The following is a 13709-nucleotide window of genomic DNA, read 5'->3' on the forward strand; positions in this document are numbered from 1 at the left end:
GCATGCATGCCACTGAACTGGTGCTGGTCGCCGACATCGGCGGCACCAATGCACGCTTCGCACTCGCCGACCTGGATCACGGCAAGCGTCCGAAACTGCACGACGAGCAGAAGTTCTCCGCCGACCAATTCGCCAGCCTTCAGCACGCGGCACGCCACTATCTTGCGAGCGTAAACGGGCGTGCACGCATTTCCCGCGCCGCCATTGCCGTGGCCTGCCCCGTGACGGGCGACGAGATTCGCCTGACCAATCGGGCCTGGTCGTTCAGCCGTCGCGAGCTCAAGCAGGAGCTCGGGCTCGAGGAGCTGCTGGTGATCAACGACTTCGGTGCGGCCGCCCGATCGATTCCGGCTCTGCGTGACGACGAGAAGCTGATTCTCCACCATGGCGCGCATTCCGGACCCCTTGCGCCGATCAGCGTGATCGGGCCCGGCACTGGCATGGGGGTGGCCCTGATCACGCAATTCGAGATCGACAATTGGCATGTGATCGAAACCGAGGGCGGCCATGTCAGTTACGCGCCGCAGGGCAGCGAAGAGCAGATGATTCACGACTGGCTCGCCGCACGCCACGGCCGGGTCTCGGTAGAGCGCGTACTGTCGGGAGGCGGTCTCGGTCGCATTCACGCAGCGCTTTCGGGTCGTGAGCCCTCAAAGGCCCAGACACCGAACGATTCCCTGCTTTCGCCGGCCGACATCGTGACCCAGGCCCTGGAGGGCGAGGATGTCGTATCGCGCCGCGCGCTGGCTCGTTTCTGCGCTGTGCTCGGCAGTTTTGCCGGGGATTGCGCCCTTATCCACGGGGCGCGAACCGTGGCCATTGCCGGCGGCATCGCTCCGCGTTTCGGCTCTTTCCTGAATTCCAGCGCTTTCATCGAGCGCTTCCTGGACAAGGGTCGATTTGCCGCCTGGCTCGAAGTCGTTCGCGTGGTGCTGGTCACGCATCCCGAGCCGGGCCTGCTGGGCGCCGCGCTAGCGCTACGCGACGTCAAGCGGCCGGTACCCGCGACATGATTTCCACGCCCGACATGCGCACCCTCGATCAACTGATGGGTGCTGCCCCGGTGATTCCCGTGCTGACTGTCGCCGATGCCGGCCAGGTCGTGCCCCTGGCGAGCACGCTGGTCGACGCCGGTCTGACGGTGCTGGAGATCACGCTTCGGACCGAACAGGCGTTGACCGCCATCCGGCGCATTTCCGAGGAGGTGCCGCAGGCGCAGGTCGGTGCCGGCACGGTCCTTACGCCCGACGATCTGGATCGCGTGGCCGATGCAGGTGCGCGATTCGCGATCTCCCCCGGTGCGACTGCCGGCCTGTACGAACGGGCCAGACGTCTCGGCTTGCCGTTTCTTCCCGGCGTCGCCACGGCTGGAGAAATCATGGCTGGCAGGGAAGCCGGCTGGACGCGCTTCAAGTTCTTTCCGGCCGCCGCCATCGGCGGCGTCTCCATGCTTAGAAGTCTGTACGGCCCCTTCCCCGACGTGGCCTTTTGCCCCACCGGCGGTATTGGCCCGAAGAACTTCCGTGAGTATCTCGCCCTGCCCAATGTGCGCTGCGTGGGCGGGTCCTGGATGGTTCCGATGGACGCCGTCACGGGGGGCGATTGGCCGCGCATCGAGGCGCTGGCCCGCGAGTGCGTCAACCGTGTGAGGCTGGACTGACTCAGTTTGAATAACAAATCTGACTAACGGGATAGATATGAAAAACGCAGACGAAGCAGTAATTGAGGGTGCCGGCAATATAGGGCGGGTTCTTTTTCTGTCGATTGTGGCCGCGATCGGGGGCTTCTTGTTCGGTTTTGACAGTGGCGTGATCAACGGTACGGTTGACGCGCTACAGCTCGCCTTTGACTCCGACGCCGTTGGCACAGGTTTCAACGTGGCTTCGATGCTGTTGGGGTGTGCCGCCGGAGCCTTCTTTGCCGGGAATCTTGCCGACAAGATTGGCCGCAAGCCGGTCCTGATCATGACCGCAGTCGCATTCATCATAAGCGCCTGGGGTTCGGGTATCGCGGCCGATTCCCTCCAGTTTGTTCTTGCCCGGGTTCTCGGCGGATTCGCGGTCGGTGCCGCCAGTATCCTGGCTCCGGCCTATATCAGTGAAATTGCTCCGGCAAAAATCCGGGGGCGCCTGGCCACTCTGCAGCAGCTGATGATCGTGATCGGGCTTTTTGCTGCATTTCTGAGTAATTACTGGCTGGCAGGTATTTCAGGCAGCGCTGGTGCAGTGCTCTGGGGCGGCTTCCAGACCTATCAATGGATGTTCTGGGTGGAAATACTTCCGGCTTCCATCTTTCTGATTGCCCTGTTCTTCATTCCCGAGTCCCCTCGCTATCTTGTTGCAGCCGGCAAGTTGGACCAGGCCAAAGGGGTTCTCCGAAGTTTGTCGGACACGGTTGATGCACAGGCGAAAGTAAACGACATCAGGTCGACGCTCGTCGAAGGCAGCAAGCCCAGTCTGCGCGACATCGTCAGCAAGTACACGGGCAGAATCCATCCGATTGTCTGGGTGGGCGTCGGCCTGGCTGCCTTACAGCAGTTTACAGGCATCAACGTGGTGTTCTATTACGGTGCCACGCTCTGGCAGGCTGCGGGCTTTACGGAAGAGAACGCACTGCTGCAGAACGTGATCAGCGGCTCGGTCAACGTGCTCTTCACTTTCGTGGCGATCGCTCTTGTTGACAAGGTCGGACGCAAGCCACTGCTCCTGGTGGGTGCGTTGGGTCAGGCAGTGATGCTCGGCGTGCTCGCAATTCTCTTCGGCACGGCAGGTGTCAACGCAAGCGGCGGCTTGATGCTGGAAGGAAACAACGGCCTTTATGCGCTGCTGGCGGCTAATGCCTATATCGCGTTCTTCGCGTTCTCATGGGGTCCTGTCATGTGGGTCATGCTGGGCGAAATGTTCCCGAACCAGTTCCGCGGCGCTGCTCTCGCATTCTGTGGGCTGGTGCAGTGGGGTTCGAATTTCCTGATCACCATGACGTTCCCGATCATGCTCGCGAGCATCGGCCTCGGGTTCTCTTACGGAATCTATGCAACCTTCGGACTGATCGCTTACGTCTTCGTCAGGCGTCTTGTGAAAGAAACCAAAGGGCGAACGCTCGAGGATATGTCCAGAGACGCGCAAGCTTGAGCATCGGAGGTTTGGCGTCGACCGGCCAGGAGACAGTCTGTATTGATGGGCCGGTCGATGACGATCTGCTCTTGCCCCGGAAGTAATCTGCAGTCTGACAATTGTTAGCGCTGTCATTTTGCATTATGCTTGCAGCCGAATCAGAATCGCAATGCGAGGACCGGGCTTCGTCTGGGGGCCCCGGCGCGGCTCCGGAGGGACGAAACACATGGTGAATCGACGACAACGACCCAACTCCGGTCGAGTCACGATCAACGAAGTGGCCGAGCTATCGGGTGTATCCATCAAGACGGTCTCGCGTGTGCTCAACAACGAGCCCAATGTTCGTCCGGCCACGCGCGCCAAGGTGGAGAAAGCGGTCGAAGCACTCGATTATTCGCCCCACCCTTCCGCGAGAGGCCTGGCCGGCACCCGGTCGCGGATGATCGGCCTGATCTACGACAACCCCAGCCCCAACTATCTCTTCCAGGCCACCTCCGGCGCACTGCAGGCCAGTGAAGCCGCCGGCTACGGGGTTTCCTTGTTGGCTCCGGAGCAGGATGACCCGGATCTGGCCGGCAGCATTACCCGCTTTCTGTCGCAGTCGCGCGTTGACGGGTTGCTGCTGATCCCGCCCATCGGTGATGTGCCCGAAGTGATCGATGCGCTTGACCGCCTCGATCTTCCTTACGCGCGCGTTGCGCCATTGGACGGCCGTCCGGGTATTGGTGTGGCGATCGACGACCGGATGGCTGCGGCCATGGTGGTCGAGCACCTTACCGGCCTGGGACACGACCGGATCGGTTTCGTGACCGGGCCCGCGAATCACGGTGCGGCCTCGGCAAGACTGGAGGGTTATCGCATGGGCTTGGCGCGCGCCGAAATCGACTACGACCCGGAACTGGTGTTCGAAGGTCGATTCGATCTTGAGTCCGGCCGGCGGGCGGCCGCGTATTTTCTCGATATGACCCAGCGTCCGACCGCAATCTTCGCCAGTAACGACGAAATGGCCGCCGGACTTCTCCAGGTTGCCCTCGACCGGGGCTGCCGGGTGCCTGAACAACTTTCGGTGGCCGGTTACGACGATACGCCGATTTCCCGGGCGGTTTGGCCGGCTCTCACCACCGTGCGTCAACCCATCCGCCCCATGGTCTACCGCGCGACAGAGCTCCTGCTCGACGCCATCGTTCGCCGCCAGTCGCCGCCGGGCCAATCCACGCGCGGCGTGGAGGTTTTCGAGGCGCCGCTGGTGGTCAGGGCGACAACAGCTCCGCCAGGCACCGGGGCCTGAGCCGCTTCGCGCTTTCCGAATTACGAGACTTTTCAGGAGAACAGGATGCCGTCAATTTCTGTACCGAGGATCGGCGTAGCCGCCGTCATGGTCGCGGTGGTGCTTGCCGCCGCTGCGGTTGTTGGATGCCGCGCGTCCGAGGACGTGGACGCCCCTACCAAGGCTTCGTCTGCGCCCATGGAAAGCGAGCCGCAATCCAGTGCCGCTGCCGCGTCGCCCTGGCCGCACATCCAAGCCGAATCCGATCCGGAGGTGGAGCGGTTTGTCGATGATCTGCTCTCCCGCATGTCGCTGGAGCGCAAGGTCGGTCAAATCATCCAGGCCGAGATCAAACACGTGACACCCGAGGAAGTGCGGGGCTATGCGCTGGGATCGGTCCTCAATGGCGGCGGCTCCTTCCCGGGGGGCGACGGGCGCGCAGCCGTATCCGACTGGGTCGATCTGTCCGAGCGGATGCATTCGGCGGCCCTGGAGGCCGGAAATGGAGATCCGGCCATTCCCCTGCTATGGGGCACCGACGCCGTTCATGGCCACAACAACGTTTTCGGTGCCACCGTATTCCCGCACAACGTGGCGCTTGGCGCCACACGTGATGCCGAGCTTGTTCGCGCCATCGGACGGGCCACAGCCGAGCAGGTCGCGGCGACCGGTATCGACTGGAATTTTGCGCCGACGCTCGCGGTATCTCGCGACCTCCGCTGGGGGCGCGCCTACGAATCCTTTTCCAGTGATCCGGCGATCGTCACCGAGCTCGGCCGGGCCGCCATCGTCGGTTTGCAGGGCGAGCCAGGCGAGGCCTGGCTTGAACCCCCCAGGGTGTTGGCGACGGCCAAGCATTTCGTCGGCGACGGCGGCACCTTCGAGGGCGTGGATCAGGGCGACGTTCGCGTGCCCGAAGACGTATTGGCTGACATCCACGGGCGCCCGTACCCGGCCGCCATCGAGGCTGGCGTCCAGACGGTCATGGCGTCGTTTTCGTCCTGGCAAGGTCGGAAAATGCACGGCCACCGTTACCTCCTGACCGACGTGCTCAAGGGGCGGCTGGGATTCGATGGCTTCGTCATCGGTGACTGGAACGGCCACGGCCAGCTACCCGGATGCAGCGTCACCGATTGCCTCGAGGCACTCGAAGCCGGCGTGGATATGTTCATGGTGCCTGAAGACTGGCGTGCCTTCCGCGATAGCTTGCTCGAGCACGCCCGAAACGGCCGGCTGCCGATGGAAAGACTGGATGATGCGGTGCGGCGGATCCTGCGCGTGAAAAAACGTGCCGGACTGTTCGATCAGCCCGTTCCGGCGGGCCGCGATCAGTTGCCCAACGTCGATGCACATACCGCCCTGGCCCGTCGAGCGGTTCGCCAATCACTGGTTCTGCTCAAGAATAACGGCGGCGTGTTGCCCCTCGATCCCGGGTCGAAGATTCTGGTGGTCGGAGACGGTGCCGATGATATCGGCAAGCAGTCCGGCGGCTGGACCCTGGATTGGCAGGGGGTAAAAGACGCCAATGACCGTTTCCCCAAAGGGCGATCCATTTACGCCGGAATTGCCGAACAGGTGGCAGCCGCCGGGGGCGAAGTCCGCCTGGGTGAATCCGCGCTTTCGGACTTCGAGCCCGACGCCGTGATTGCCGTTTACGGCGAAGACCCCTACGCAGAAGGTCAGGGTGATGTCGATACGCTGGAGTTCCAGGCCGGGAGTCGCCAGGCCCTGGACCTGCTCGACCGGCTTGGGGGTCTCGAAAAGCCAATCGTGTCGGTCTTCCTGTCCGGGCGCCCGCTGTGGGTGCATCCGGAAATGAATCGCTCCGACGCCTTTGTCGCCGCCTGGCTTCCGGGTACCGAGGGTGCCGGCGTCGCCGATATGCTCCTGGCCGGTCCGGACGGTGCGGCCCAGCACGACTTCGCCGGGCGTCTACCCTTTGCCTGGCCGGCCGCGCCCACGCCCGCGGCAGACGGTGCCTTTCCCGAACTGTTCGGAGTCGGCTACGGTCTGGACTATGCCAGTTCCTCGGACCTGGGTCCTCTCGACGAAACCGCCATGGCCCCCCGGCGCGACGACCGTGTGCCCGAGTCGGGGGACTGGGTTCTTTTCGACGGCGCTGCGCAGCCGCCCTGGGAGCTCGTCATCGGGCCGGCCCTTGGTGAAAATGCACCGGCATCGACGGTTACGGCCGAACCGGCTGATCGCTACATTCAGGGCGATGCCAGGCGGGTCACCTGGTCCGGCGAGGCGACCGGGGCGGTCACCCTGCAGTTGGCTGCACCGCTCGATTTGGGTGCTTTTGGCAAAGACAACGCTGTACTTCGCTTCGATTTAAGGCCGGAACAGACGCTTCCGGAGGACCTGGCTCTTCGCTTCGACTGCGGTCATGGCTGCGGCGGCGAGATCAGTCTGTCAGCCGCTCTCGAGGACACGCCAGTCGGTGTCTGGCGCACGCTCGACATCGACCTGGCCTGCCTGGTCGAGGCCGGTGCGAATCTCTCGGCCCTGCAGGGCCTGGCGGTGATGGTAACCGCGCGGGAAGCGGTTATCAGCGTGGCCGATATCCGGCTCGTCCGCGATGCGGCCGACACTGCGGATCTGCGCTGTAGTTCCTGATCGAGTTCCGCTTCGGGCGGCAAGAACGCCCGTCAAAAAACTGCAAAAAATGAATTGTCAGCGCTGTCATTTTGAGTTAAGGTGTCCTCAACAAGCTGGTCGCCGTGTCACTCGGTGGCCCGATAGAGAATCTCTTCGAGGGACGAAGAATCTTCAAGAATGCCGGAAACCGGCTCGGACAACGCGGGGTGACCCGCAGAAGCACGGGGTAAGAGAACAATGGGACGACTGAATCTACGCCGAACCGCACTGGCGACCAGTATTGCGTTTGCGCTGCATGCCGGCACCGCGTTTGCACAGGACGCTGAGCAGGAGCAAGGCGCGGACCAGCAGGCCGAAACCAACGAGGAAGAGGATCAGCGCCGGGAATCGGATGCATCTCGCGAGCTGGAGACGCTGACTGTAACTGGCTACAAGGCCAGCATCGTGCGCGCCATGGACCGCAAGCGGAACGCCATCGGCTTCGTCGACGCGGTGACCGCCGAAGACATGGGCAAATTCCCCGACCAGAACCTGGCTGAATCCCTGCAACGGATTCCCGGTGTTTCGATCGACCGCAGCAATAACGAGGGCTCCCGGATCACCGTTCGCGGCTTCGGCCCCGATTTCAACCTGGTTACGCTCAACGGTCGGTCCATGCCCACAGCCGGTGGACGTTCCTTCGACTTCGCCGACCTGTCGACGACGGGCATCAGCGCGGTTGAAATCTACAAGTCTCCTCGTGCCGAAGTGCCCACCGGCGGCATCGGCTCGACGGTCAATATCCTGACGCCTCGACCGCTGGATCGCCCGGGTATGCAGGCCGTGCTCAGTGGCAAGGCGGTGCATGAGACTTCTTCGTCGGACGCCGATGTTGGCGACCTCGACGAGTGGACGCCCGAACTTGCAGGTTTGTACTCGAATACCTTCGCCAACGACACGATCGGCATCCTGATCAGCGGTTCGTTCCAGCGGCGGGACAATCGGGAAGAGAACGCTTCGGTCGATAACTGGGGCCCGAATCTTCAGCTCAACGGCGGCAACATCAACGACAATAATCAGCGGGAAGACGGCACCTGGTGGCATCCGCAGAACGTGGGCTACGGCTGGGGAGACATCTCGCGCGAGCGCATCAATGGCCAGGCTGTCCTGCAGTTCCGCCCGTCGGATCGTCTGACCATGTCGCTCGACTATACCTACTCGGAAGTGGATTTCGAGAGAGATGCCAACAGCGTGGGCATCTGGTTCGAGTGCCCCAACATCGACGCGACGGTCAACGAGCGCGGCTCGGTCACCGAGGTCGCCCAGGCCTGTGGCGACTTTTCGACCAATATCTCCAAGGACCACACGATCAAGGAGAACAATTCCCTGGGATTCAATGCCGAGTGGGCCGTGACGGATGCGCTGGAGTTCACCTTTGACGCGCATTCCTCGTCCTCCCAGTTGCGCGGTGGCGGCATCAACGGCGAGCCGGGCAGCTCGCTCAACCTGATTATCGGCAACACTTCCTGCGATTGGTGCGGCTTCGATCCCAATGCCGGACCTTTCACGGCCACGATCAATGAGCAGCGCGCCTTCTTTACTGGCAGCGGAATTCCGCGCTTTGACGTCGACTTCCGCAGCACCGGTCCGGATGGCGGCCCGCAGGACGGCCTGCTGCGACAGGACATCGGCTCGCTGTTCGGTCAGGCTTTCAATCTGGACCTCGAAAACGATATCGACCAGTACCAGTTGGGCGGCAGCTGGCTCAACAAGCAGGACGGGGCCCTGGCCCACATCGATTTCGGTTTTTCACGCACCGAGCAGGATTTCGATCAACGCAACGCCTACTCGGGCTTGCTGCCGGCCGGCTTCTGGCTGACTTCTGCACAGCACTGGCCGGACGATCAGTGGCAGGAAGGCAGTTTCGACGGCTTGCTTGATGCCTTCTCCAACGGTGGAAACTTCTCCTACGATCACTACTACACCGCGCCGGTGGGCTACCTCATCGACATGTGGGAAACGATCGGCGCCGACAACTTCCCCTGCTGCTACTGGCCCGATGCCGCGTTCTGGGGGCCGGACTTCCAGGACCCTTCGGGTGATCGGGGTCGATTCTGGCCCGGGCCTCTGGGCAACTCGGGTGTTTCCAAAGTGGAAGAGACGGTCAACGCCTTCTATACCCAGGCCACCTTCGAGGATACGTTCAACGGCATGCCGTGGAATGCAGTTGTCGGTCTCCGTTATGAGGAAACCGAGACCGTCTCCTTCGGTCAGGAAGTGCCGGCGACGGCAATCGTGTGGGTCGGCGGCAACGAATTCAGCTATGAATTTGCGAACGAGCCTGAGTTGAGACGCGGCGAAGGCAGTAACGATTTCTGGCTGCCGAACGTTGCTTTCAATCTCGAGGTCGTGCCGGATGTCATTGCGCGATTCGCCTATTCACGCACCATTGCGCGACCACCAATTGGTGCGCTCGGTCCCAACCGGGAGTTCGTCGGCAATCCCACTGTCCGTAACCGCCGCGTGAATACCGGCAATCCGGACCTGCTGCCCTATGTATCCGACAACTTCGATCTGGGTGTCGAGTGGTACTACGCACCGGGCAGCTACCTGTCGTTTAACCACTTCCGCAAGCGGGTCGACAACTTCCTGGTTTCGACCACCGAGGAACGCACGTTCGAAGGCCTGCTTGACCCCTACATCGGGGCTCTGGCCGAACAGGCTCGCGCCGAACTGGTCGATGAGGGCATCAGCCCGACCGACCAGGAGGTCTTCCGCCGAATCAATGAAATCCGTGGTGTGGATCCGACGACGCCGATCCGCGCGCAGGACGGCGATCCACTGGCCGTATTCAGCGTCACGACGACGAGCAACCAGGAAGTCGGCAACGTCTGGGGATACGAGATCGCGGTGCAGCATCTCTTCGGTGACAGCGGCTTTGGTGTCCAGGCCAACGCCACGATCGTCAACGGCGACGTGGAAGCGGACCGGGAAATCCTCAACCAGAGCTTTGCGCTACCGGGGCTGAGCGATACGGCCAATCTTATCGGGTTCTACGAGAACCAGACCTGGTCGGCTCGGGTGGCCTGGAACTGGCGCGACGAGTTCCTGAGCGGCTTCGATCAGTTCGGTGCCCCGGTCTATACCGAGGAATTTGCGCCGGTCGACGTCAACCTGACCTACAAGTTCAACGACAATCTGGACTTCTTCGTCGAAGCGCTCAATGTAACCGATGAGGTACAACGCGTTTACGTTCGGTACCCGGAGCAATTCCTGCGAGGCAACCAGTACGGGACCCGTTTCAATCTCGGTGCTCGATACCAGTTCTGATCTAACCAAGACTCTCTCATTTGACGCCGCTGCTTCGGCAGCGGTACTTTTTTGAGATGAATCGAGGAGGCGATCGGAGAATGCGAGACGTCGTAGTGGTCGGCGGCGGAACAGCAGGCTGGATCACGGCCGGCCTGATCGCTGCGAAGCACGCCACTGGAACGGGTCGGGGCGTTCGCGTAACCCTGGTGGAGTCACCGCAAGTCGGTACCATCGGGGTGGGAGAAGGCACCTGGCCGACCATGCGCAGCACGCTGCGGCAGCTCGGCATTCGGGAATCGACTTTTCTGGCCGAGTGCACGGCAACGTTCAAGCAGGGTACGCGCTTTGTTGGCTGGGTAGACGGTTCTGGTAACGATGCCTACTACCATCCGTTCACGGCTCCCGCCGGTTTTCCCCGCACCGACCTGGCTTCTGCCTGGTGGCACCAGCGCGGGCGCCTGTCCTTCGCCGACGCCGTCAGTTCCCAGGGCATGGTGTGTGATCGTAGGCTCGCGCCCAAGCAGGCTCAGACGCCGGAATATGCCGGTGTGCTCAACTACGCCTATCATCTCGATGCAGGCCGGTTCGCAGCCCTGTTGACCCGGCATTGCACGCAAAAGCTGGGCGTACGTCACATTCAGGATCATGTCCAGGGGCTGGTCAGCACATCCGACGGCGACATCGCTGCGCTGGAGACGGTGGATCAAGGCCGCATCGAAGGCGACCTTTTCGTCGATTGCACGGGCATGCGCGCCATGCTTCTCGGAGATCATTACGGCGTGCCACTGATCGATCAGTCCGACGTCCTGTTCAACGACACGGCCCTGGCCATCCAGGTGCCGTACGCCGACGAATCCGGGCCGATCGAGTCGCAAACCATTTCTACGGCCCGCTCGGCCGGCTGGATCTGGGATATCGGCCTGACCCGGCGCCGCGGCGTTGGCTATGTCTACTCCAGCCGCCACAGCAATGATGAAGATGCACAAGCCGTCCTTGCCCGCTATCTGGCCGACACCGATGTGCCGGGCGATCCGGAAGCGGCGCCGAGAAAGATTTCTTTCACGCCGGGTTACCGTGAACATTTCTGGCACCGCAACTGCGTTGCGGTCGGCATGGCCTCGGGCTTTATCGAGCCGCTCGAAGCCAGCGCCCTGGTCATGGTGGAGTTGTCGGCCCGCATGATCGCCGAGGAGCTGCCGGCCAACAGGCAGCTGATGGACATCGTCGCGCGGCGATTCAACGAGAAATTCCGCTATCGATGGGCGCGCATCATCGATTTCCTCAAGTTGCACTATGTATTGAGCCGAAGAGACGACAGCGACTACTGGCGCGACAACCGTTCGGCCGGGACGATTCCCGACCACCTCGGTGAATTGCTCGAACTGTGGCGCTATCGTCCGCCCGGTCCGTCCGATTTTCCGCATTTCGACGAGATATTTTCGGCCGCGAGCTACCAGTACGTGCTGTTCGGGATGGGATTCGAGCCCGCGGACTACTCCGGCTCGCTCGATGCCCTTAGCGAGCAGGAAACTCAACGCTTGTTCGACGATAATCTTCGGTCTGCCAACCAGCACCTCGAGAAGCTGCCCTCAAACCGGGCGCTTTTGAACCAGATTGCCGAATTCGGCCTGCCGGCGGCGAGCTGACGAACTCAGGCGCCGCCGTGCGCGCTCGGAGACAGATATGGCCCGACACGAACTGCTGGACAACGTTTCCCACCGTGAATTGCGGATTCACCGCGTGTTCCGCCCCGGACATGGTTACGATGCCGGTGTGGCGCGCGTCTTTCCGGCCGAGTTCGAGGCGCTGCAGAACGAGTATCCACTGTTTTTCATGAAGAATCGCGATACCGGGCATTTCGAACCGATTGCGCTTCTGGGGTTTTCCGACGAGGAAAATCTCTACCTCGACAACGGACGCTGGGACGCCTACTACCTGCCCCTGACGATCGAGCGCCAGCCCTTGCTGATCGGATTCCAGCAGCAGGACATCGACGGCATACCCACCGAGGTTCCCGTGGTACACATCGATCTCGACCATCCGAGCATCAGCGAAACCGAGGGTGAGCTGCTGTTCTTGCCGCACGGCGGAGAAAGCGAATGGCTCGAGCGCATGACCTCGGTCTTGATGGAGATCCACGAAGGCCACCAGGCCATTCCCGCATTCTCCCAGACACTGGTGGGACTGGAGTTGATCGAGTCGGTGTCGCTGGATTTGCAGTTTCGCGACGGGTCCAGCCAGAACCTCAAGGGCTTGTATGCCATCGACGAGTCGCGCCTGGCGCAGTTAGGCGGCACAGCGCTGGAAGCGCTTCACAAGAAGGGTTATCTCCGGCTCATTTACATGATGCTGGCTTCCATGCCCAACCTGTCGATACTCACCGAACGCAAGAACCGGCAAGTCATGGCTACGGCCTCGTGATGCGCCCCGAGCGCACCATCGAAGAAACTGAACGTGCAGACGCCTCGACCGTGATCGAATCGGTCAACGGCCGTGCCGAGCCGTTGGTTTTGCGGGGTCTGTGCACCGACTGGCCGCTTGTTCAGGCCGCCGACTCGCCTGACGCAGTCGAAAGGCTGTTGCTTGACCACTACGAAGGCGCACCGGTAACGGCTTTCCTGGGCGAGTCCGGCAACGACGGGCGTCTCTTCTACAACGACGATATCTCGGCGCTGAATTTCAAGCCGACCAGAACCGGCCTCGATGCGGTCCTGTCGCATATTCGACAGGCCCGGGAGCAATCGCCTGCGCCCACGGTCTATATGGGCTCGATGGCCATGGACCATTGCCTGCCCTCGCTCAAGCCCACTCACAGCCTGGCCACCCACGACCTGCCGACGACTGTAAGGATCTGGATAGGAAATCAGTCAAAGGTGGCCGCACACCACGACGTGCTCGACAACATCGCCTGCGTGTGCGTGGGAGAACGGCAGTTCACGCTCTTCCCGCCTGAACAACTGGCCAACCTCTATCTGGGGCCCATCGACATGACGCCGGCCGGGCAGCAGGTGAGCCTGGTCGATCCCGACAATCCCGATTTCGAGGCCTTCCCCCGTTATGCAGAGGCGCTCGAGGCCGGGCTGTGGGCCGAGTTGCAGCCGGGCGATGCCATCTACATTCCGAGCATGTGGTGGCACCAGGTTTACGCCCTGTCGTCCCTGAACATCCTGATCAATCACTGGTGGCGCGACGTTCCCTCTTATATGGGCGCGCCCGGAGACGTCTTGATCCACGGTCTGATGAACTTGCGGGGGCTGCCCAGACGCCAGCGCGAGGCCTGGCGGCACATGTTCGAGTACTACATCTTCGACCCGCCCGAGGACGCCCTGGCGCACATACCGGAATCCAGCCGTGGCGTGCTCGGCGACATGAACGAAGAGCAAGCACGGCAGTGGCGCTCGATGCTGCGTAACAAGCTCAATCGCTAGGGCCGCTGC

At 62.1% G+C, this 13709-nt stretch carries 9 protein-coding genes; all 9 read left to right on the forward strand.

Going from position 1 to position 13709, the window contains the following annotated elements:
* The first annotated feature begins 2 nt into the window (after positions 1-2).
* Positions 3-1013, forward strand: a complete 1011-nt coding sequence (gene glk, locus G4Y73_RS11930) for a glucokinase (protein ID WP_164231886.1) — start codon at positions 3-5, stop codon at positions 1011-1013.
* Positions 1010-1660, forward strand: coding sequence for a bifunctional 4-hydroxy-2-oxoglutarate aldolase/2-dehydro-3-deoxy-phosphogluconate aldolase (locus tag G4Y73_RS11935; protein ID WP_240451333.1), 651 nt, complete (start codon positions 1010-1012; stop codon positions 1658-1660). Before glk ends, G4Y73_RS11935 begins: the two co-directional genes overlap by 4 nt.
* Positions 1661-1697: 37 nt before the next feature.
* Positions 1698-3131 (forward strand): sugar porter family MFS transporter, encoded by a 1434-nt coding sequence (locus G4Y73_RS11940; protein ID WP_164231887.1) that lies wholly within the window; start codon positions 1698-1700, stop codon positions 3129-3131.
* Positions 3132-3339: 208 nt separating this feature from the next.
* Entirely contained in the window at positions 3340-4401 is a 1062-nt protein-coding gene (locus G4Y73_RS11945) for a LacI family DNA-binding transcriptional regulator (RefSeq protein WP_164231888.1), read from the forward strand.
* Positions 4402-4446: 45 nt separating this feature from the next.
* Positions 4447-6999: a glycoside hydrolase family 3 protein gene (locus G4Y73_RS11950; protein ID WP_164231889.1), complete on the forward strand. Its 2553-nt coding sequence runs from the start codon at positions 4447-4449 to the stop codon at positions 6997-6999.
* 219 nt (positions 7000-7218) lie between these two features.
* Entirely contained in the window at positions 7219-10290 is a 3072-nt protein-coding gene (locus G4Y73_RS11955) for a TonB-dependent receptor (RefSeq protein ID WP_164231890.1), read from the forward strand.
* Positions 10291-10370: 80 nt separating this feature from the next.
* Complete coding sequence (locus G4Y73_RS11960; RefSeq protein WP_205596634.1) at positions 10371-11918, forward strand: tryptophan halogenase family protein; 1548 nt, start codon at positions 10371-10373, stop codon at positions 11916-11918.
* 37 nt (positions 11919-11955) lie between these two features.
* A complete protein-coding gene (locus tag G4Y73_RS11965) occupies positions 11956-12693 on the forward strand; it encodes a SapC family protein (protein WP_164231892.1) in 738 nt (245 codons plus the stop codon).
* On the forward strand, positions 12693-13700 hold the full coding sequence (locus G4Y73_RS11970; RefSeq protein ID WP_240451351.1) for a cupin-like domain-containing protein: 1008 nt from the start codon (positions 12693-12695) through the stop codon (positions 13698-13700). Before G4Y73_RS11965 ends, G4Y73_RS11970 begins: the two co-directional genes overlap by 1 nt.
* Positions 13701-13709: the final 9 nt, after the last annotated feature.

It is taken from the genome of Wenzhouxiangella sp. XN201, assembly GCF_011008905.1.
Lineage (GTDB): Bacteria > Pseudomonadota > Gammaproteobacteria > Xanthomonadales > Wenzhouxiangellaceae > Wenzhouxiangella.